The organism is Pandoraea fibrosis, assembly GCF_000807775.2.
GTDB lineage: Bacteria > Pseudomonadota > Gammaproteobacteria > Burkholderiales > Burkholderiaceae > Pandoraea > Pandoraea fibrosis.
On record NZ_CP047385.1, the window covers coordinates 1,288,170 to 1,307,795 of the forward strand.

Sequence of the window (19,626 nt, forward strand, 5' to 3'; positions counted from 1 at the left end):
CCGGGTTGACGTGATCTCCTCACTCTATTGGCCGTATCTGGTTGCCGACTACTATCGCGGGCTTGAGGTGGCAAGCGCGGTGGTCGGCGTCATCATCCTGCTATCGAGTATCGACGACTTGTTCGTCGACCTCTGGTACTGGGTGCGCCAGGCCTACCGGTCGCTGTTCATCCGGCGGCGCTACACGCCGTTGCAGGCGTCGCAGTTGCGTGAAGTTCGCGAGCAGCCGCTCGCCATCATGGTGCCGGCGTGGCTCGAGTACGACGTGATTGCCGCCATGCTCGAGAGCATGGTGGGCACGCTCGAGTACAAGAACTACATGATCTTCGTCGGCACGTATAAGAACGACGCCAAGACGAAGAACGAAGTCGAGCGCATGCGTCGACGCTATCGCCAGTTGGTTCATGTGGAAGTGCCTCACGACGGGCCGACTTGCAAGGCCGACTGCCTGAACTGGATCGTGCAGGCGATCTTCAAACAGAATCAGCAGCAGCCCGAGCCGTTCGCCGGCGTGATCCTGCACGACAGCGAAGACGTGCTTCACCCGCTGGAGCTGAAGTATTACAACTACCTGCTGCCGCGCATCGATTTCATTCAGTTGCCGGTGACGTCGCTCGAGCGCGAATGGTACGAACTCGTCGCCGGCACTTACATGGACGAATTCGCCGAATGGCACACGAAGGATCTGGTGGTTCGCGAGAGTCTGTCGAAGATGGTGCCGTCGGCGGGCGTGGGCACATGCTTCTCGCGCCGCGCCCTTGAAGAGCTGGCCGCCGAGACGCAAAACCAGCCTTTCAACACCGATACGCTCACCGAAGACTACGACATCGGCGCACGACTGGCGCGCCGTGGCATGAAGCAGATCTTCGGCAAGTTCCCGGTCGAGTACGTGATCAAGCGCGCTGGCCTTTTCGGCTTCGGCAAGGAGAAAGTGTCGACGATCCGCATGCCCCTCGGCATTCGCGAATACTTCCCCAACACGTTCAAGACGGCTTATCGGCAGAAGGCTCGCTGGACGCTGGGCATCGGGCTGCAAGGCTGGGCGCAGGTCGGCTGGCAGGGATCGCTCGCGACGAAGTACCTGCTGTTCCGTGACCGCAAGGGGCTGGCGACGTCGTTCATTGCGATCATTGCCTACGTGTTGCTGCTCAATTTCGTGCTGTTTCTGATTGCCGACAAGCTGGGCTGGTGGAAGGTGTATTACCCGTCGATCTTTCCGCCCAATGGCTGGGTCATGACGCTCATGAGCCTGAATGCCATTGCGCTGGCGTTGCGCGTATCGCAGCGCAGCTTCTTCGTGTACCACATGTACGGCTGGGAACACGCGTTGCTCGCCGCCCCGCGCATGGTGATCGGCAACTTCATCAATGCGATGGCCGCTGCGCGCGCGTGGCGTCTGTTTATCGTCCACCTCATCACGGGCAAACGCCTGGTGTGGGACAAGACGATGCACGACTTCCCCTCGACCGATCAGCTCACGCAGCAGCGTCAGCGATTGGGCGAGCTGTTGTTGTCGTGGCAAGCCATCGATGAGACCAAGTTGGCATTCGCACTGGAGACGCAGGCCCGCGAAGGCCGCCCGCTGGGTGAAATTCTCATGCAACTGGGCTGGCTGGACGAAGCCACGCTCTCCGAAGCCATCTCGTTTCAGCAAGGTGTGGCCGCCCCGTCGCTGCAGCCTGCCAATCTTCCCTCTGCCGCGACATGAAGACGCCTTTGACGCCCTTTCGCACACTCGCACTTGTTACGGCGATGGCCTGTTGTTGGTCCGCGCTCCCCACTTCGGCATTCGCCCAGGCATCGGCCACGGCCGACAAGGCCGCTGGCGAAGCGCCGCTGTCGGGGCAGGCATGGAAGCTGGCCGATCAGGCTTACAAGCACTATCAGGCGGGTCGCTTTGCGCAAGCCGCAACGGCAGCCGCGGGGGCGGCTCGTCTGCGTCCCGACGTTCTGCGCCTGCGCATGCTGCTCATCTATTCGCTGCAACGCGCGGGCAAGATCGACGACGCGCGCAAGGCTGTCGACGACGCGCTCAAATACGGCTTCAATGCACCGGCTTTGCGTGACGCGAATACCAACCTCGCGCAGGCGCAGGCAAGCGGCCCCCCGCCGACCGAGGCGTACCGGCGTGGTTTCCCTATCGCGACGCAGGCCTATACCGAATACAACGCTCAGCAATATGCGGAGTCTGCGGCGCATGCGGAACAGGCGTTCCGTATCGACCCATCGCAAGGCGCGTGGGCGCTGTTGTGGATCGGCGCACTCGAGGCACAGGAAAAGCTCGACGACGGTGTGGCTGCGGCCAACACCGCGATATCGCTCGGCGCGCCGAATACCTCGGATCTGAAGGCCCGTATTCAGGTGCTGCGCGCACGCAAGGCCGTCGATCCGGCCAGCCAGGGCTATCAGGCGATCATCGATAACCAGCCCAAAAATGCGATTCCTTTTGCGCGCGAGGCTGTCGGTCTCGCACCGGAAGACGACAGCTACCGGCTGCTGCTGATCTCGGCACTCATGCTCGACAATCAGTTGCAGGAAGCGGAAGACGCGGCGTCCGATGCGCTCAAGCAAAACGACGAGAACACCGTGGCGCTGGAGATGCGCGGATATCTGCGTCAGCTTCAGGGCAAGAAGGCCCTCGCCGATGCGGACTTCGACGAAGCGATCAAGCAGGACTGGCTGGACGAAGGACAGATCCGCAACGTTCGCCTGATCGCGGCCGACGCGGCGCTCGCGGGCGGCGATCATGCGCGTGCCATCGCGCTCCTCGCTCCCCTCGGCGACAAAGACGACGCGGTGAAATCGCGCCTGAAGATCGCGCGTTCAAGCAAGCGCCCACCGCCGACGCTCACGCAGGTCAACTTCCCGGCGCCGATTCAGGACCCACGCGAAACGCCCTACGGCACCGTCTACGAACTGCTGCCCTATGACACAGTGGGTTACGGCGGGCCGTCCGCACAAGCCTACGCTGCCTATGACCGCGAGGATTATCAGGAAGCGATCAAGCAGGCGCGCCGCGCGGTCGAGCTGGACCCGAAGAGCCCGATCTACCAGAGCTTGCTGACGACGACGTTGGCGGCAGGCAACTCGGCGCAGGCGAAAGAGGCGGGCGACCGGATCGAGAAGGCCCTCGCAGAGAAGCCGGGCGATCCGGACCTGCTGGTTCAGCGTGGCTATTTGCGTCAACGCATTGGCGAACCCGCGTTGGCCGTCGAAGATTTTCAGGCGGCGCGCGCGAGCGGCAAGGCGTCGCCCGATGTTGTGCTCGCGGAAGGATATGCGCTCTCAGCGGCTGGCCGCAAAGCCGATGCCGAAGCGACATTCCGCAAGGCCATCGACGACTACGATGCGAACCGTTTGTCGCTCACGCCCGAACAACTCTACGACACGCGTGGCGCCATTGCCGACGTCTCGCGGCAATGGGGGGCTACGGTCTCGGTGGGGTATCGCGGTGCGCGTCCCGCTGGGGGGAGCCTGGGCGGAGCGGCGATCTCGGTACCGGGCAATGCGGTATTCAGTACTGCCGAAGTCTTCTGGCGTCCGCGTGGCTGGTTGAATTCGAACGACCACGCGTTCGAAGTGTATGGCCAGTTGACAAACACGTTGTACGACGCCGGAGGCCGAACCGTTGCGCAATCCGGTCTGGACCCGTGCAGTCAGGCGCCGATCAATATCGATCCGACGTCGAACCGTGGCAGCGCCGGCTTCCCGACGACGGTGGGTATTCTGGGGGTGCGATTCACCCCGTCGACCGAGTTGGGACTGACGTTCGGTCTGGAGCGTCAATTCCTGCTCGGGTCGGCGACCCGCTCCGGCACCTTCCAGCCGAAGCGGCAGGATCTGCAATGTACGCTCAATCAGAGCAACCAGACGGCCAACTACCACGCCAATGCGGGTAACGGCGGTTGGCAAGCCTATGCCACTTACGGGTACTACATCGGCAGCGAGCTACGCATGGATCAGCCTAGCTGGTTCACGCTCGAAAGCTATATTCAGGCGGGCTATTCGTGGCAAGACCTGCCGTCCGATCTCTGGCTCACGGACAACACGACGGGCGCGGCCACCACTAGCACGTCGGGTAAGGTCAAGCGGCGGCAGTATTTTGCGGCTTTCGAAGTGCGTGCCGGGCAGAGCTTCCGCATGGATCAGATCAGCGAGCACCTCGTGCTGTATCCCTACGTGGTCCTCGCGGGCGATTGGCTCAAGAATGCCGACAGCGTGGAGGGGCTCGCGATCAACGATCAGGGCGTGCCGCCGCAAGCCGTCAACAGCTATGACCTGCTGGGCAATAGTTCGTCGTGGTCGCTGGGCGCGGGTGTCGGTTTCAACGTTCGCTACTACTTCCGCTCGGATCACTACAACACCGCGCGATCGTACGTCGATTTCGCCACGCAGTATCGCTTCAACATCGGTGGTGGCCAGGCGGATCGGGCGAAGGGGCTGTTCCTGACGTTCACGCTTTCGTACTGAGTCTTTGGGCATGACAGATTTTTATCGATATCCAGGAGTGGTTGTATGACCCCCGATGCTTTCGAATCTCGCGCGCCGCGCCGCATGGGCACTGGCATGCTTCGCTGTCTGGCCGCCTGTGCCATGACACTGGTTTTCGCCGCTGCGCAGGCGCAAGACGCCTCGACGCTCATTATTCGCGGCAAGGACAACTGGCTGTTTCCGGGGTGGGGCAGTCTCACGCAGGTCGACACGCGCGGGATCGATGCGAATACCGAACTCGTGCGCGAGGCGCGCGATGCGCTCGCGGCACGCAACATCAAACTCGAAGTGTTGTTGCTGCCGGACAAATCGCTGTTCTATCAGGACAAGCTGCCCGACGGCAAAGTCATGAGCCCCGAGGTCAAGGCGCGCTACAAGACGATTCTTGGCAAGCTGCAAGCCGCCGGTATCACGACCTTCGACGACGAAGTCATTCTGCGTCGCATCAAGGACGGCGGTCAGGACGTGTACTACCGCACCGACCAGCACTGGACACAGGTGGCAGCGGACGCCACCGCGCAGGCGACGGCCGACATGATCCGCAAGGACGTGCCGAATCTGTCGGGACAACCGGGCACCGGTTTGCCGCTGGGCGGCATGGTCAATGACCGCCGTTACGGCGATCTGGCCGATCTTTTCCTGACGGCAGACGAGCGCAAGAAGATCGGCCGTGAGGTGTTCACGGTGCGCCGCCCGTCGGAAGGTCAGGCGCTGCTCGACGACGCGCCCGCACCGGTGCACGTCACGGGCCACAGCATGATGCAGCCGTACTTCGGTTTCCCGCAGAAGCTTTCCAACCTGCTTGACCGTCCGGTCTCCGTCAACTGGAAGCCGGGTAACGTGGGTCAATGGGTCATGCTGCTCGAATACCTGGAGTCGCCGGCGTTCAAGCAGACCAAGCCGCAGGTACTGGTCTGGCAGATCTTCGAACCGGCTTATTCGCAAGGCCCGGATGCGTCCGGTCTGTGGGACAACGCCTCGATCATGACGCCCGACACATGGCGCAAGCGTCTGAAGGCTGCAACGGGAAATTAAGCGCGTGCCGGACATCGAACCTCCCAAAGCGCCGTCGCATCGACTGACGGCGTTCGTTATGGCGGCATGGCTCGCCGTGGGTCTCGTCTGGGGCGTGTGGACACTCGCCCATGCCCGCCTCGAACGCGATCAGGTAAATCTGAGGGCGTGGCTCAACGGAACGGCGGGTGCCGCGCTGAATAAATCGCTGCGCCTTCCCGAACAGGGCACCGTCGAGACGTGGAACGCCGCCATTCGCTACCGCGTGCTCGGTGACGTCGGCGAACAGGTCGCCATGGGCTGTCCGCAATGGATGTTCTATCGCGACGGCATGCGGCCGCGACCCGGCACGGGTGGCGCCGTGTTCGAGGACCGTATGCGTCTGATGCATGACTGGCTGGCACAGGTGCGCGCGCAAGGCGTGAAAGTGCTGGTAGTGGCCGTGCCCGACAAGGCGCGTATCGAGTCGGCGCATCTGTGTGGACGGCAGGTGTCGTCCGCCATGCTCGCCCGCCTGGATATCGTGAAATCGGCGCTGCAACGTGAAGGCGTGCCGTTCGTCGATCTGCGTCCGACGCTCGTGACGGGCGACCAGCCCATGTTCTTCCGCACCGATGTTCATATGAACGCCGAAGGCGCGAGAGCGGCGGCGGCCACGGTGGCGCGTGCCGGTCTCTCGCTTCTGCCCGGTAAAGGTGCGCAGGCGTTCGATATCGGGGTGCCCGCGCCGGCCCAGCCGCGCGTGGGCGACCTGCTCACGCTTTCCGGACTGGAGCACGCGCACGGCGCATGGCGGCCACGTCCCGATCTGGCGTCGGCGCAGCACATCGCGCCCATCCGCTCGGGAGGACTGCTCGACGATACGCCACCTGTCGAGGTCATGCTCGCGGGAAGCTCGCATGGCCGCCGCAGTAATTTCGCCGAATGGCTCGGCGTCGATCTGGGACGCGAAGTGTGGAACCTGAGTATGGACGGCGGCGATTTCGCCGGCGCGCTGACGGTCGCGCTCAAGCAGCGCGCGCAGTGGCCCAAGAGCCTGAAGCTGGTGATCTGGGAGTTCTCGGAGAACGCGTTGTCGCTGCCGCTCAGCGATGACGAAAAGTCCGCACTGTCCCGCTTGTCTCAACGTCCGACGACCTGATACGCCTATCCAATGCTGTTCAACTCTTACCTGTTCCTGTTGTTGTTCCTGCCGGTCGCGCTGGCTGGGCATTACATCAGCGGGGCGATCAATTTACGTCTCGCAGCGTTCTGGCTGTGCCTGACATCGTTCGTGTTCTACGGCTGGTGGAATCCCCAGTTCGTGGTGTTGCTCGCGATCTCAATCGCTTTCAACTATGCGATCAGTCAGGGCGTATTGCGAAACACGGGCCGTGCTCGGGTGCAGAATGCCATCGTCGCGCTGGGCGTGGGGGTCGATCTGGCGGTGCTGTTCCACTACAAGTACTTCGCTGCGCTGCTCGGCTTTTTGCACGATCTCGGCCTGACACATTCGTCGGTCGACACACTGGTGTTGCCGTTGGGCATTTCGTTCTTCACGTTCACGCAGATCGGTTATCTACTCGACTGCCGCTCGGGGCTGGTCAAGGAACGTAGCCTGCTTAGCTACGTGTTGTTCGTCACGTTTTTCCCGCACCTGATCGCCGGCCCCATTCTCCACCACAAGGAGATGATGCCGCAGTTCGCGCAACGGGAGAATTACCGCTTCAAGGCGGAGAACCTGTCGATCGGCGGCATTCTGTTCGTTATCGGATTGGCCAAGAAGGTGTTGCTCGCCGACGCAATCGCGCCCTATGCCGATGCGGGGTTCGCGTCGCCCGGCGATTTGCAATTCTGGGGCGCATGGGGCACCAGTCTCTGCTACGCCTTGCAGGTGTACTTCGACTTCTCCGGCTATTCGGACATGGCGCTGGGACTGGCGAAGATGTTCGGCATTCGCTTTCCGCTGAACTTCAATTCTCCCTACAAGGCCACCAGCGTCATCGATTTCTGGGCGCGCTGGCACATCACGCTCACGCGCTACCTGACGGCCTATCTGTATTACCCGGTGGCGATGGCGATTTCCCGTCGCCGAAGCGCGCGAGGTTTGCCGGGCGGCTCGGAAGCGGCGCGCACCCCGTTGGGCTTTCTCAGCACGATTGTCGTGCCGACGGTCTTCACGATGGGGCTGGCCGGCGTCTGGCACGGCGCGGGTTTTCAGTTTCTGGTCTTCGGCCTGCTGCATGCGGCGTATTTGTCGATCAATCACGGCTGGCGCATTTTCGTCGTTGGCCGCAAGCCGGCGTCGAGCAGGACCCGCTGGCCGGCGCATATCGCTTCGGTCGCGCTCACCTTTGTGGCCGTGTTGGTTGCCCAGGCGTTCTTCCGCGCCAACGGCGTGCACGACGCGTTGTCGCTGCTCGGCGGTATGGTCGGGTTGCGGGGGATCGAGGCATGGCCGTCGCTCAGCTATCTCGATGGCGCGAGTCTCGGCGACGGCTGGCGTTTGCTGATCGGGCATCATTTGCAACTGGTCTATGTCGTCGTGCTGCTCGGCATTGTGTGGTTCACGCCGAACGCTCACCAGATGCTCGGCCGCTATTCACCGGCGCTATTCAAGGTGCAGGAAGCGACGCGTCGTTTCATGCGTTGGCAGCCGAATCCGGCGTGGCTTTCGGTCACGCTCGTGCTGCTGTTCTTGTGCCTCGTGAATCTGCACAAGGAAACACGTTTCCTCTATTTCCAGTTTTGATTGCGAATTGTTCGCGGGAGTCATGTCATGACCATCAATGAGATTGAAAGCAAAATCGCCGAGCTCATCGGCAACATCGTGATGACGCAGGTTGAACCCGACACCCTGCTGATCGATTCCGGTCTGGTCGATTCGTTGTCGGCCGTCGACGTGGTGCTCGCCGTCGAACGCGAATTCGGTGTGAAGGTTCCGCCGTCCGAGATCGACGTGTATCTCGAATCGGTTCACACGCTGGCCGCGTTTGTCGCCGAACAGAAGGGCGCCTGAGTTCAGAGGCGATTTGCCGAAGAGGTTCAACCATGCACTTCGATTTTGAACGGCTGGAATTTGTCGACGTCGCTCAGGCACCCGACGCCCCGGCGGTCGTCGACACCCGGGGCACGCTCACGTGGGCAGCGCTGCAGGCTGCCGTCGATCGGTGGATGACCGATGCCGAAGCGGCAGGTGTGGTGCCTGATGTGCCGCTCGTCATTTCCGGGCACAAAGAGTCGGCGTTTCTCGTCGCGATGCTGGGCTGTCTTCGTCTGGGCGTGCCGTTTGTGCCGGTGGACGTGATCAATCCCGCGCAGCGAATTGCCCGCATCGGGGAACTGGTGCAAGCGGGGCTGCGTTTCGACGCACAGGCCGATGCCTTCCTGCCGACCGGGCACAACGCGACGGCACTGGCGCAGCGCGGGCTCGCGTACATCATGTTTACGTCGGGGAGTACCGGCGACCCCAAGGGCGTGCAGATCGGCCGGGACAGCGTGGCGCTGTTTGCCGGCTGGATTCGGGACGACGTGAAGCCGGGACCGGCGCCGGCGTTCATGGATCAGATGCTGTTCAGCTTCGACTTCTCGCTGTTCAACTGGGTGGGGGCGCTCGCCACGGGCGGGTGTTGTGTGCTGTGCCCGCGCGAGATCATTGCCGATCGCGCGGCGTTTGCCCGCTATCTCGCGGATACTCATGTCAATGTGTGGGCATCGACGCCATCGTTCGTGCGGCAACAGTTGCTCAATGCCGATTTCGATCACGCGCATCTGCCGGACTTGCGGATGTTCGTCTTCGGCGCGGAATCGTTGACGCCTGCGGTTGCCGAAGCCCTTTGGCAGCGCTTCCCGGACGTGCGCATCGTGAACTCGTATGGGCCGACGGAGGCCACTTGTTCGACGACATGGGTCGAGATCGATCCCGCGCTGCGCGCGGCGGCACCGCTGCCGTTCCCCATCGGCCGCGCCAAGCCTTATGCGGAAGTGTTCATCGACGATGGTGAGATTTGCATGGCCGGCGATCATGTCATGCGCGGGTATCTGAATCGTCCCGATCTCAATGAGACGCGTCTGTTTCTGCATCACGGCAAGCGGGCCTACAGGAGCGGCGATCTTGGTGAAATCGATGCGCAGGGTCTCGTGACCTTCCGTGGTCGTCGCGACGATCAGGTCAAAATGCACGGCTACCGTATCGAGCTGGCGGAAATCGATGCGTCGCTGGCAACGCTGCCGGGCATTCGTGCGGGCGCTGCGGTGGCGCTGCGACGACCCGATGGCGTGATTGTGCGCATGATCGGATTCGTCGAGCCGGAAACGGACGGCCCTGCGGGACTGCATGAGGTTCCCAAGGATCTGGCCGACTGGAAGTCGTTGCTCGCGCAACGCCTGCCGCCGTACATGATTCCCTCGGAACTGGTCGTGTGTCATGGCTTCCCCACGACGACCAGTGACAAGGCCGATCGCAAGCAACTGGAACGGATGTATCTGGAAGCGCGCACACGCTCAGGTCATTCGGCAAAAACGGAGTCGTAAGCATGAACATGTTGCGTAATCTGACGCTCGCACTGACATTGACTGTCGCGGGTATCGGCGTGAGTGCGGCCGAAGGCATCTTCGCTCGGCTCTATGCCGCGCGGCCGCCTGTCGGTTCGTCGTTCGTTCGTGTCGTCAACCCCGGCACGTCGGCCATGCGGGCTCAGGTGGCCAATGGGCCGGCGCAGGTGCTGTCCGGGGAGAAGATCGCCAGCACGTATGCCATCGTCAAGGGGAACGAGGCGTTTCGGGTGGTGATCGACGGCAAGCCGGCGGGTACGCTTCAGGTGGCGCCCGATACCTTCAACACGCTCGTCGCTCGTCGCGATGGCGGCAAAGTGGTGCTGACCTCGTTGGTTGACGCCGCGGGCACGCAAGATGGTCTGAAGGCCGAGCTGCGCTTCTACAACCTCAGTGAGACATGTGCCGGGGGCAAGCTGAGCGTGAGCCCGTCGGGGCCGACGCTGTTCGATGACGTGGGGCACGGCGCTTCGGTAGCGCGCGCGATCAATCCGGTCAAGGCGACGCTGATATCGGGGTGCGGTACGGTTGCGTCCAAGACGCTCGCCCTGCCCGGACTTGAGCCGGGCGATCACTACAGCCTTTTCATGGTCGGCACGCAGGCTGCGCCGGTGTTGCGCGGACAGTTGAGCGCAACGGACCCGTATCAGCAATAAGTGGTTCGACGGCTTCGCGCCGTCGGGCGAGGCAGCATCAGGACAGCGCGGCCTTCCAGTCGCGCAGCAGCGCCTTTGATCCGGGGGTGTCGTCGAACACCCAGGGATCGATGGCGAAGGCGACCAGCCGGGTGGCGCCGTATTGTCTTGCCATTTCCCATTGACGCTTCACACGGTCGAACTCGGCCGCGATCGCATTGAACTCCGTGCCATCGTTCTTCTGCGAAGGCAGTTCTTCGAAAAGCTCGAGAATGATGTCGAATCCCGTTCCCCGCGTTTTGAGCATCGCGAACAATGGCGTGAGCGCCGTGTAGTTCGACATGCCGGCTACGCCCACGCCATCCTGAATCATGGGGTGGAGCTGAACGCGATCGAGCAGAGTGCCCCACAGGTCGGTCAGCGTGCCGAGTGTCGGTAGCTTACTGAAGTAGGTCGAAATGGTCGGTGGATGTCCGCTTGTCGCGATGGCGACGTCCGACATCGGGCCGAGCCATGCCGAGAGCTTGTCGATCCGCGAAGGTGTGGCCCAGTGATATTGCTCGAGTTCGTAGGGCAGATACCAGCCACGAAATGCCGGATGTCGGGGCCACGACGTGTTCTGCATATAGGCGGCAGCACGCTTTCCGGTGCGTTGGAGATACGCGTCGAGCGCATTCGCGCGCGTGGCATCTAGGGCCGTCCACCAGCGTTCGTCGTAGGGCACGCCCAGATGTACACCCATGTTGAGCGCGGCGCTCTCGTCGAGGAGCGTGCGAATCAGCGCGTCGGGGGCCATCCAGGTGTTCTCGGGCTCGCCGTCGATGCCGACCCACTGCACGAAAATTTCCTTGCATCCGAGGGCATGCGTGGCAGCGAGGCGCTCGCGCCATTGCTTAGGCGTCCATTCCAGATGGCTGCGCCAGAGCTGGACGAAACTTCCACCGATCTCCGGCGGCGTCGTGCAGGCGGCCAGCGGCAGGCAGGCGGCGAGCGCCGCAGCTTGCAGCAGGCGGCGGCGCAACGGGGATTCGGGGGCGGCTGCCGGTACAATGACATCTTTGCGCATGGCGTCATGCCATGCGTTGCGTTGCGGATTCCTCATGAGCAAACCTGCCCTCACCCTCAAGTTCAAGTGCACCAAGTGTGCAAAACCGGTCACGCTGTATTTGCAGAAGACGACAGCGTGCGCGCATATTATCCCGTATCAGGGATGGTGCAAGTGTGGCCAGTTGATGCGCCATGCCACAGGCGATAAGGACGCGGTGGCGTCGTTCGTCGAATCGATGGACCCGCTCTGGTCGCATCACCACCATCACCATCATTGAGCCGCAGGTCATCGTGTGCGCATGGTGCCTTCATTGCGTCCCCGGCGCGTCCCCCTGCGGTGAGCGGAGCGTCTGATGTCGAACGGACTCTCGCCGTGGCGCCCGGCGCCGAAGGACCCGATGCGTTTCCTCTCGGCATACCCGGCCGGGGTGCTCGCACAAGTGCGCGAACTGATCGACACCGGCCGTCTTGGCGCGCATCTCGATCGACGCTATCCATCGCGTCACACCGTGCAGACCGATCGCGCGCTGTACGAATTCACGTTGGAGATCAAACAGGCATTCCTGCGTAGCGCAGCGCCCGTGCATAAGGTGGCCTACGACGCCAAGATCGATGTCGTGCATCACGCCCTCGGCTTGCACACGGCCATCTCGCGCGTTCAGGGCGGCAAGCTCAAGGCGAAGAAGGAAATCCGTGTGGCGTCACTCTTTCGTGAGGCCCCGCCTGAGTTTCTGCGCATGATTGTCGTGCACGAACTCGCGCATTTGAAGGAAGGCGACCATAACAAGGCGTTCTACCGCCTGTGCGAGTTCATGGAGCCGGCCTACCATCAACTGGAATTCGACACGCGGCTGTTCCTTGTGCGGCGTGAAATCGACGCGACTTCGCCTGCGACCGAATAGGCGCCAGCCCGAAGAAAACACAACGCCCGTCGGTTTGACACCGACGGGCGTTGTGTTTTCAGCGAGCGATGAAGCGTGCTCTGCCGCGATCAGTACGGATACACCGTATCGTTTGCGACAGCGGCGCGCTGACCCTGTTGCACGCGCAGTGGCGGCGCTTGCGTCACCGTGGCAACGCGGCCGTCGTCCAGACGCACGGTGATGCGGTAAAGCACGTTCGGTTGACCCATGCCGTTTTCGATCCGGTTGCCCGCGATGGCGCCGATCACGGCGCCACCGATGGTGGTGGCCGTGCGTCCGCGTCCACCGCCCATCGTGTTGCCGAGCAGGCCGCCGGCTGCGCCGCCGAGTACCGTGCCAAGAATGTTCGGGCTATTGTTCGCGCCGTTCATCTGTTCAATCGATTCGACACGGCCGTAAAGCGCACCGGGGATTTGCTGTTGCTGTTGGGGCGGTTGCTGGTAGCCCTGCTGATATCCCTGCTGGTACCCCGGCTGTTGATAGCCTTGTTGGTAGCCCTGTTGCTGGTACCCATACTGCGGGCCCGGCGCCACGCAGCCAGCCAACATGGCGGCGACCAGTGCCGCGCTGATTCCCGTAAGTGCTTTGATGTTCATTTTGGTTTGTCCTCGTGAGCGTGAGGTAAATGCGCCGCCATCCTAACGGGGTGACGTTGCGCACGATGTGTCGCATCTCTTGCGACCACGACGCGGAATGTAGGGTTCCGCAGACCTTTGTGCTGTAAGAAAAGGTAAGCGTTTGTAATGACGGGCACAACGTTTTGGCGCGGGTTTGCGGCAGGCCCGCACGATTTGAAGCCTTCCTCGGTGAAATTCCCATCGGATGAGACGTGGGGTCATACTCTGCAAATGCTTAATGCATGGGTGAAATCCGCCAATATTGCGCAAAGATGCCGTGATTTTTCGCTGATAAACGTCTGAAGCGCGCCATGTTGCGCGGGAATCATCTAAGCATATAACCACAAAACACTTGGATGCATCGGTACCAAGCGGTAACATCGCGACCTTTGGCGCTGTGCCGGCCGGTCATCGTTTTCTCCCTTTCCCGCATCATGTCCGTTGACGTCTCCTTGTCTTCCGTCGCGTCCGCACACGCGAGCCCTGCGGCATCGTCCGCTTCTCCTGCCAAAGCTGCTGCCGGTCCCGCAGTGATCCGCTCGGCCGCCGATGTCGCGCAACTCGTCAACGAGGGCGGCGCCCGCGTGTCCAACGCGCGCTGGATTGTGGCCATCGCCCTTGGCGGTGTCTTCCTCGATGCCTACGACCTCGGGGCACTGGCGTTCGGGCTGAAAGACGTGGCCCGCGAATTCCATCTCACACCGGCGGGCACGGGCATGGTGGCATCGGCCATCACGTTCGGTGCCATTGTGGGGGCATTCCTCGGCGGCTACTTCACCGACCGCATCGGCCGCTATCGCGTGTTCATGGCCGACATGCTGTGCTTCGTGATCGCCGCCATCGCCTGCGCGTTTGCACCGAACGAGTATGTGCTCGCCGGGGCCCGATTCGTGATGGGGCTGGGCGTCGGTATCGACTTGCCGGTGGCAATGGCGTTCCTCGCCGAATTCTCGAAGCTCAAGGGACGAGGCAATAAAGCCGCGCGCGTCGCGATGTGGTGTCCCACCTGGTACGCGGCAATCTGTGCATCGTATCTGCTCGTGCTGCTGTGCTATTCGGTGTTGCCTTCGTCGCACAGCGCATTGTTGTGGCGAATCATCCTCGGCTTCGGTGCGATTCCTGCGCTGGCGATCATCGCCGTGCGCAGCCGCTACATGAGCGAATCCCCCGTGTGGGCGGCGAATCAGGGCGATCTCGAGGGGGCGGCAAAGATCCTGAAGCGTTCCTACGGCATCGATGCCGTGGTGGCCGCCGACGCGCAGCGCGTGGCGCCGAAGCGCCCGGCCGCATGGAGCAACTACGGTGCCCTGCTCAAGGGTGTGTATCTGCGTCGCACGACGCTCGCGACCATCATCGCCGTGGCCTCGTCGTTCGCATACAACGCGGTGGCGTTCGGGCTGCCTGTGATCATCGCAAGCTTCCTCGCGCAATCGATGCTCACCACGATTCTGATGTCGCTCGCGCTGAACCTGCTGTTCGCCTTCACCGGCGGGTTGCTGGGCGTGCGTCTCGTACCGAAGTTCGGCGCCTGGAAACTGACCGTGCTCGGTTATGCCTTTCAGTTGGCGGCACTCGTTGGCCTTGCGCTGGTTGGCAAGCCGGACGGTGCCGCGCAGGTGGCATGGGCGTTGGGCTTGCTCGCCCTGTTCCTGCTGGGGCAGGGTTTCGGACCGGGGGCGCATTCGATGACCTTCGCGTCGTTGAGCTACCCGACGTCGCTGCGCGGCGTGGGCGTGGGTTTCAATCAGACGCTCATGCGCAGCAGCTCGACCGTTTCGCTGTTCCTGTTCCCGGTGCTGGCGGCAGCGCTCGCCACGAAAGTGTTCTGGGTCATTGCCATCGCGCCGGCCATTGGTTTGCTGGCGCTGCTGGCGATCCGTTGGGAACCGTCGAACTACGACGTCGACGCCGAAGACTTCTGAGCGTCGTCCGCCTGCGGGCGGGCAACCGGGGGCGCTGCAACGGCGCCCGCCAGCATCGGGCGGCTATTGCCGCGAGACCCTGTGACTTGTGACAGGGATCTCCGGCAATTCAGCGCGCCCCGATGTCGGGCGCGAACAGGCGCTCTCGCTTCATGAACGGATCAATGTCGCCCGCCCGGTTGCGCTGGCGCGAGCACAATTTTTTCCCGTTCATCTCGATACACTCCCGCGTCCCCAACGGATTACCGCCTTCGCGCGAAGCCTTCGGCCCGCTGACGGCCGCCTGACCCGCGCCGAATTCGCGCTCGAAGGCACGTTGTGCGACGTTGCCCTGTGCCGATGGCGTATCGCGCGGCGCAGCGCGCTGCGACTGGTCGGTGATCGCACGCTCGGTGCTCGCGACCGGCGACGAGGCGTTCGACGAGGGGCGTGCGGCTGCGTCCCGCGCGATGTCGGCGCGCCAGTCAAGGATCGGGGCACTCAATGTCGGGGCAGGGCGTTCCTGACCCTGGGCAGGCTGTGCGGGCGTGGCCGGCATTGGGGGTGAGGGAGTCTGCCGTTGTGGGATTGCCAGTGCCGGCGCGCGGAGCTCCGCTGGCGTGCCGCCTCGGCGCGGCGCTTTGGCGACGGACGGGGAGTGGAGCGCGGGGCTTTGTGAGGCTGGTGGGGCTGGCGGTGCGGGCGGTTTGATGAGCGCGACCTGCATGGCCGTGCGCCCGGACGAATTGCCGCCAAGGTCGACGGTCTGCCAAGCGGCGGCGATCCAGACACACCAGTGCAGTGCCAGTACCGCAGCCGCGACCCACCAGACGCTGCGCGGCAGGCGAGCCTCAATGGCGCGGGACGGCGAGCGCCCGGCGAACGACGATGCGTGACGTGCGAAGGCCAGATCGGTTGAGCTAAGGGGTGTGAGCGACAAGGGCGGGCAGGAATGCTGTCGAAAACCGGACGGGGTGTTTGCATTCTGGCATGCGCTTCGCGCCGGGACAGACCAGCCCCGGCACTTTGTGCCATGTCCTCGAAAAAACGGCGCTTCGAACGAAGCGCCGTGCCCCTGATTGCGCTGCCGGTGTTAATGCGACGCGATGCCGGGTGGCATTGTTGGGTGAAGTGAGTGCTGGCTCAGCTGGGGCGTGACGATGTGCGGCCGGTCAGCGCGGCACCCCCGCCCATGATGTAGTTCTCGAGCTGATCGATGGTGAACTGCTGTTCCGTGATGATGGCCTTGACCAGATCGCCGATGGACAGCAGGCCGACCAGTTCGCCGTCTTTCATGACAGGCAGGTGACGAATGCGGTGCTCCGTCATCAGGGACATGCAATCCTCGTTGGTCTGATCGGGGCTCACGTAGCGCACGGCCGAGGTCATGACGTCGCGTATCGGGGTATTGACCGACGTGCGTCCCATGAGCGCCACCTTGCGGGCGTAATCGCGCTCGGTGAAGATGCCGACGATCTTGCCGTCGTCATCACTGACCAGCACCGCGCCGATTCGCGCTTCGGCCATCAGGGTCAAGGCATCGAGGACCGAATCGGTCGGGCGCACCTGGTACACCGTGTCGGCCGATTTGGACTTCAGGATCTGAGCGACTGTTTTCATGGTCTTCCTCCTGCGGGCTACGGGTACTTACAGCATAGTTGAGTGCTCGTCGCGCGTCATGCCCGCATTGTCCCCGAGTGACTCGTGCGGCGGCAGTCCCGCGCCGGGGCCGTCAGGCGAGCGCATTGGTGCATTGCGCCACAAATGGGCGACAAAAGCCTGCAAAAGGGCTTGTCATCGCTATATTTTTCCCACGGGCGACGTAGAAAGGCGTATCCTAGCGGGATCGGCGAAAATTCGCCGATCATCGCCTGACGATCGCGAAATGCTTTATCGGCGCCGCTGACAGCCATGTCCTGCGAGCCGGATCACTCGCTGTGCCGATGACGCAGACCCTACGGTCTTCGCCCTCCCGACACGCACTGCTCGTCATTGTGGCACTGCCGCAATGTGCCTTGCTCCTTCGAACCATCGCCGCTTTTCGGTGCGCCGTCATGCCTTCGTGGCCGGTCCATCGGGTAGGCTCCTTTTGGCGTTCGATGTGCACTCCGTCAAAGACAGGGTGCGGCGAGGGTATTGGCGAACGAACCTTCAGTAACACCGGTGCTGCGCCCTCGCGAGCGGCACCCTCAAGAGGACACGATATTGGCCAAGGAAGAACTGATCGAATTCAGCGGACACGTCTCGGATGTGCTGCCGGACAATCGCTTTCGCGTAACGCTCGAAAACGGCGTGGAAGTGATGGCATATGCGAGCGGCCGCATGCAGAAGAACCGCATCCGCATTCTGGCGGGTGACCGCGTGACGCTGGAAATGTCGCCCTATGACCTGAGCAAGGGCCGCATCAACTACCGTCACAAGAATTAAGTCAGCGAAGACGTCTGGCTTTTGCGCGCAAGTCGTTGCCCGTCGCGGGCATAGCCATGCCGCGCATAGAAGCGATGTGCGGCGACCCGATGGTCGCTGCTCGTCACTTCGAATTTCTCGCATCCCTGCTCGTTGAACCACGCGTGCGCGGCCGCCATCAGCGCGTGCCCGACGCCAGAGCCTCGCACATTCTCCTCCACGACCAGCGCTGTAATGCGCCCCAGACGCCCCGCCAGATGAAACATGGTGAGCGCGTGCAATCCCATGCATCCCACGATTCGACCGTGTTCGTCCACCGCGACGAAGGCCGCGTCGTCGCCATTTGCCGCTGACAGCGCGATATTGCGCCGAACGATATCGAGCGGTGTGTCGTAGCCCAGTTGTGCGAGCAATGCAACGATGCGCGGTGCGTCCTCGTCGAGGGCGCGGCGAGTGCTGGGCGTGGGTGTGGTCATGTCAGAGTTGTTCGAAACGGTCGAAACGGCGGCCGGTGTACTCCACTTCGCTTTCAAATTCCGTCACGCGCGCGCCGGGCGGCCCGTGGCGCATCCATTCGAGCATCTTGTCGACCTGATCGGGCGTGCCCTGCACCGTTGCGAGGATGTCGCCCTCGGGCAGTGCCTGCACCCAGCCGCGCACCCCGATCAGATGCCCCTCGCGCACCGCCGCCTGCCGATAGCCGACGCCCTGGATCTTGCCGCGCAAACGGACGACAACGGTTTCGAGCGAGGAACTGGGCGAAAGTGACTTCATGGCAGCGAATAACAGGAGAGCAAGCAAGAGAACAAACGAGACCACCGATACGGGAGCGCGAAAGACCGCGGCTCGGGGCTGGGCGATTGTAGCGTCATCGCGTGACGACCACGCTCGCTTTTGCCTCGAATGCGCCGTTGCCGCTTATGCCGCGTTCGCTGCCTACGCCGTGCGAGGCACCAGACGCAGGCGCGTGATCTCCGACGGCGCGCCGAACCGCTTGGGCGGTCCCCAGTAGCCCGTGCCCCGGCTCACATAGATCGCGAGTTGCTTGAGTCGGTGCAGGCCGTGCACGTAAGGCTGTTGCAGCGGCACGAAGTACATCCACGGCCAGAATTGTCCGCCGTGTGTGTGTCCGGAGAGTTGCAGGTCGAAGCCGGCCTCTTGCGCTGCGGACGCACTGCGGGGCTGGTGGGCGAGCAACACGCGCGGCACCCCTGCGGGGGCGCCCGCCACGGCAGCCTGCGGATCGCTGCGCTTTTCCGGATCGAAGTGATGGGCGGTGAAGTCCGTCACGCCTGCCACCGTGAGCGACGCGCCTTCGTGCTCGAGCACGACATGTTCGTTTTCGAGCACGGTCAGGCCGATGCGCCGCAATTCCTCGACCCATGCCGGCGCACCCGAGTAGTACTCGTGGTTGCCCGTGCATACATAGGTGCCGTGGCGTGAGTTGAGTTGCGCGAGCGGCGCGATGTGATCGCGCAACGCCGGCACGCCGCCGTCGACCAGATCGCCGGTGATGGCGACGAGATCCGGCTTGAGTTCGTTGGTGGCTTCGACGATGGCCTCGATGTAGCGGCGACGAATCGTCGAACTGACGTGAATATCGCTCAACTGCACGATCGTGAACCCGTTGAGTTCGGGCGGCAGGTTGGCGATGGGGACATCGACGTCGACCACGCGTGCGAGGCGCCGTGCGTTATAGAAGCCCAGCAGTGTGGACAACGCGGTGAGGCCCAGCACGATGACGGCAGAACGCGTCACGAGTTGTTCGTCGAGAACGGAGAAGGCCATCGCCACGCCCAGCACGATGTCGCGCAGCAGCGTGAGCACGAATAGCGACGAGAAGATGCCGATGGCGGTCATGCCGCTCCACGTGAGCAGTGTCGCCAGCGGCTCGCGCTGGATGGCGCGGCTCATCAGCCCCAGAGGAATCAGGACGGTCGAGGCGACAAGCCACGCGCCGCCGAGCACCTTCCAGCCGAGGGCAACCGGCAGCGGCGTCAACAGCCGCCAGCCGATGTACGCATGCAACAGCGCGATGATGGCGAGCATCAACCAGCGC

The 19,626-nt window shown here is 62.9% G+C and carries 19 protein-coding genes; 12 read left to right on the top strand and 7 right to left on the bottom strand.

Going from position 1 to position 19,626, the window contains the following annotated elements:
- Nucleotides 1–10 precede the first annotated feature (10 nt).
- Genes PI93_RS05755 through PI93_RS05790 form a run of 8 tightly spaced genes read left to right on the top strand, consistent with a single transcriptional unit; the run spans nucleotide 11 to nucleotide 10,694 of the window.
- Entirely contained in the window at nucleotides 11–1,708 is a 1,698-nt protein-coding gene (locus PI93_RS05755) for a glycosyl transferase family protein (protein ID WP_039375235.1), read from the top strand.
- Nucleotides 1,705–4,470, top strand: coding sequence for an NfrA family protein (locus tag PI93_RS05760; RefSeq protein WP_039375237.1), 2,766 nt, complete (start codon nucleotides 1,705–1,707; stop codon nucleotides 4,468–4,470). Before PI93_RS05755 ends, PI93_RS05760 begins: the two co-directional genes overlap by 4 nt.
- A gap of 45 nt (nucleotides 4,471–4,515) precedes the next feature.
- Nucleotides 4,516–5,526 (top strand): alginate O-acetyltransferase AlgX-related protein, encoded by a 1,011-nt coding sequence (locus PI93_RS05765; RefSeq protein WP_039375239.1) that lies wholly within the window; start codon nucleotides 4,516–4,518, stop codon nucleotides 5,524–5,526.
- A 4-nt stretch (nucleotides 5,527–5,530) separates the two neighbouring features.
- Nucleotides 5,531–6,646, top strand: a complete 1,116-nt coding sequence (locus PI93_RS05770) for an alginate O-acetyltransferase AlgX-related protein (RefSeq protein WP_039375241.1) — start codon at nucleotides 5,531–5,533, stop codon at nucleotides 6,644–6,646.
- 12 nt (nucleotides 6,647–6,658) lie between these two features.
- Nucleotides 6,659–8,236, top strand: a complete 1,578-nt coding sequence (locus PI93_RS05775) for an MBOAT family O-acyltransferase (RefSeq protein WP_039375242.1) — start codon at nucleotides 6,659–6,661, stop codon at nucleotides 8,234–8,236.
- Nucleotides 8,237–8,263: 27 nt separating this feature from the next.
- Nucleotides 8,264–8,503, top strand: a complete 240-nt coding sequence (locus tag PI93_RS05780; protein ID WP_039375245.1) for an acyl carrier protein — start codon at nucleotides 8,264–8,266, stop codon at nucleotides 8,501–8,503.
- Between the two features lie 32 nt (nucleotides 8,504–8,535).
- Nucleotides 8,536–10,017 carry an AMP-binding protein gene (locus PI93_RS05785; protein WP_039375246.1) on the top strand — a complete coding sequence of 494 codons (1,482 nt, stop codon included), beginning with the start codon at nucleotides 8,536–8,538 and terminating at the stop codon, nucleotides 10,015–10,017.
- Nucleotides 10,018–10,019: 2 nt separating this feature from the next.
- Nucleotides 10,020–10,694: an alginate O-acetyltransferase AlgF gene (locus PI93_RS05790; RefSeq protein WP_236105662.1), complete on the top strand. Its 675-nt coding sequence runs from the start codon at nucleotides 10,020–10,022 to the stop codon at nucleotides 10,692–10,694.
- Between the two features lie 37 nt (nucleotides 10,695–10,731).
- Here PI93_RS05790 and PI93_RS05795 read toward each other — a convergent pair whose 3' ends face one another.
- Nucleotides 10,732–11,775, bottom strand: coding sequence for a DUF4434 domain-containing protein (locus PI93_RS05795; protein WP_080759495.1), 1,044 nt, complete (start codon nucleotides 11,773–11,775; stop codon nucleotides 10,732–10,734).
- On the opposite strand from PI93_RS05795, the gene PI93_RS05800 reads away from it, so the two are divergent.
- Together PI93_RS05800 and PI93_RS05805 are read left to right on the top strand one after the other, a co-directional pair.
- Entirely contained in the window at nucleotides 11,774–11,998 is a 225-nt protein-coding gene (locus PI93_RS05800) for a hypothetical protein (RefSeq protein ID WP_039375249.1), read from the top strand. The two genes, PI93_RS05795 and PI93_RS05800, sit on opposite strands and share 2 nt — an antisense overlap.
- A 120-nt stretch (nucleotides 11,999–12,118) precedes the next feature.
- The gene (locus PI93_RS05805) at nucleotides 12,119–12,622 is read left to right on the top strand and encodes a M48 metallopeptidase family protein (protein ID WP_039375267.1); all 504 of its coding nucleotides are present in this window, start codon (nucleotides 12,119–12,121) and stop codon (nucleotides 12,620–12,622) included.
- A gap of 89 nt (nucleotides 12,623–12,711) precedes the next feature.
- Here the strand turns inward: PI93_RS05805 and PI93_RS05810 are convergent, their stop codons facing one another.
- Nucleotides 12,712–13,239, bottom strand: coding sequence for an outer membrane lipoprotein (locus PI93_RS05810; protein ID WP_039373988.1), 528 nt, complete (start codon nucleotides 13,237–13,239; stop codon nucleotides 12,712–12,714).
- A gap of 455 nt (nucleotides 13,240–13,694) precedes the next feature.
- Between PI93_RS05810 and PI93_RS05815 the strand changes: the two genes are divergently transcribed.
- Nucleotides 13,695–15,182: an MFS transporter gene (locus tag PI93_RS05815; protein ID WP_080759384.1), complete on the top strand. Its 1,488-nt coding sequence runs from the start codon at nucleotides 13,695–13,697 to the stop codon at nucleotides 15,180–15,182.
- Nucleotides 15,183–15,291: 109 nt separating this feature from the next.
- On the opposite strand, the gene PI93_RS05820 is transcribed toward PI93_RS05815, so the two are convergent.
- The gene (locus PI93_RS05820; RefSeq protein ID WP_144400156.1) at nucleotides 15,292–16,101 is read right to left on the bottom strand and encodes a hypothetical protein; all 810 of its coding nucleotides are present in this window, start codon (nucleotides 16,099–16,101) and stop codon (nucleotides 15,292–15,294) included.
- A 203-nt stretch (nucleotides 16,102–16,304) separates the two neighbouring features.
- Nucleotides 16,305–16,781: a CBS domain-containing protein gene (locus PI93_RS05825; protein ID WP_039373984.1), complete on the bottom strand. Its 477-nt coding sequence runs from the start codon at nucleotides 16,779–16,781 to the stop codon at nucleotides 16,305–16,307.
- Between the two features lie 585 nt (nucleotides 16,782–17,366).
- Between PI93_RS05825 and infA the strand changes: the two genes are divergently transcribed.
- The gene (infA, locus tag PI93_RS05830; RefSeq protein ID WP_010808709.1) at nucleotides 17,367–17,588 is read left to right on the top strand and encodes a translation initiation factor IF-1; all 222 of its coding nucleotides are present in this window, start codon (nucleotides 17,367–17,369) and stop codon (nucleotides 17,586–17,588) included.
- On the opposite strand, the gene PI93_RS05835 is transcribed toward infA, so the two are convergent.
- From PI93_RS05835 to PI93_RS05845, 3 genes are all read right to left on the bottom strand, one after another.
- Nucleotides 17,585–18,043 (bottom strand): GNAT family N-acetyltransferase, encoded by a 459-nt coding sequence (locus PI93_RS05835; protein WP_039373982.1) that lies wholly within the window; start codon nucleotides 18,041–18,043, stop codon nucleotides 17,585–17,587. The genes infA and PI93_RS05835 overlap by 4 nt on opposite strands.
- A 1-nt stretch (nucleotide 18,044) precedes the next feature.
- The gene (locus PI93_RS05840) at nucleotides 18,045–18,341 is read right to left on the bottom strand and encodes an acylphosphatase (RefSeq protein WP_039374003.1); all 297 of its coding nucleotides are present in this window, start codon (nucleotides 18,339–18,341) and stop codon (nucleotides 18,045–18,047) included.
- 162 nt (nucleotides 18,342–18,503) lie between these two features.
- The gene (locus PI93_RS05845) at nucleotides 18,504–19,616 is read right to left on the bottom strand and encodes a metallophosphoesterase (RefSeq protein ID WP_039373981.1); all 1,113 of its coding nucleotides are present in this window, start codon (nucleotides 19,614–19,616) and stop codon (nucleotides 18,504–18,506) included.
- Nucleotides 19,617–19,626 lie beyond the last annotated feature (10 nt).

Coding starts and splice junctions, on each gene's coding strand:
- PI93_RS05760 (WP_039375237.1), top strand. CDS start 1,705: ATGAAGACGCCTTTGACGCCCTTTCGCACACTCGCACTTGTTACGGCG.
- PI93_RS05765 (WP_039375239.1), top strand. CDS start 4,516: ATGACCCCCGATGCTTTCGAATCTCGCGCGCCGCGCCGCATGGGCACT.
- PI93_RS05775 (WP_039375242.1), top strand. CDS start 6,659: ATGCTGTTCAACTCTTACCTGTTCCTGTTGTTGTTCCTGCCGGTCGCG.
- PI93_RS05780 (WP_039375245.1), top strand. CDS start 8,264: ATGACCATCAATGAGATTGAAAGCAAAATCGCCGAGCTCATCGGCAAC.
- PI93_RS05785 (WP_039375246.1), top strand. CDS start 8,536: ATGCACTTCGATTTTGAACGGCTGGAATTTGTCGACGTCGCTCAGGCA.
- PI93_RS05790 (WP_236105662.1), top strand. CDS start 10,020: ATGAACATGTTGCGTAATCTGACGCTCGCACTGACATTGACTGTCGCG.
- PI93_RS05800 (WP_039375249.1), top strand. CDS start 11,774: ATGAGCAAACCTGCCCTCACCCTCAAGTTCAAGTGCACCAAGTGTGCA.
- PI93_RS05795 (WP_080759495.1), bottom strand. CDS start 11,775: ATGAGGAATCCGCAACGCAACGCATGGCATGACGCCATGCGCAAAGAT.
- PI93_RS05805 (WP_039375267.1), top strand. CDS start 12,119: ATGCGTTTCCTCTCGGCATACCCGGCCGGGGTGCTCGCACAAGTGCGC.
- PI93_RS05810 (WP_039373988.1), bottom strand. CDS start 13,239: ATGAACATCAAAGCACTTACGGGAATCAGCGCGGCACTGGTCGCCGCC.
- PI93_RS05815 (WP_080759384.1), top strand. CDS start 13,695: ATGTCCGTTGACGTCTCCTTGTCTTCCGTCGCGTCCGCACACGCGAGC.
- PI93_RS05825 (WP_039373984.1), bottom strand. CDS start 16,781: ATGAAAACAGTCGCTCAGATCCTGAAGTCCAAATCGGCCGACACGGTG.
- PI93_RS05835 (WP_039373982.1), bottom strand. CDS start 18,043: ATGACCACACCCACGCCCAGCACTCGCCGCGCCCTCGACGAGGACGCA.
- PI93_RS05840 (WP_039374003.1), bottom strand. CDS start 18,341: ATGAAGTCACTTTCGCCCAGTTCCTCGCTCGAAACCGTTGTCGTCCGT.
- PI93_RS05845 (WP_039373981.1), bottom strand. CDS start 19,616: ATGCTCGCCATCATCGCGCTGTTGCATGCGTACATCGGCTGGCGGCTG.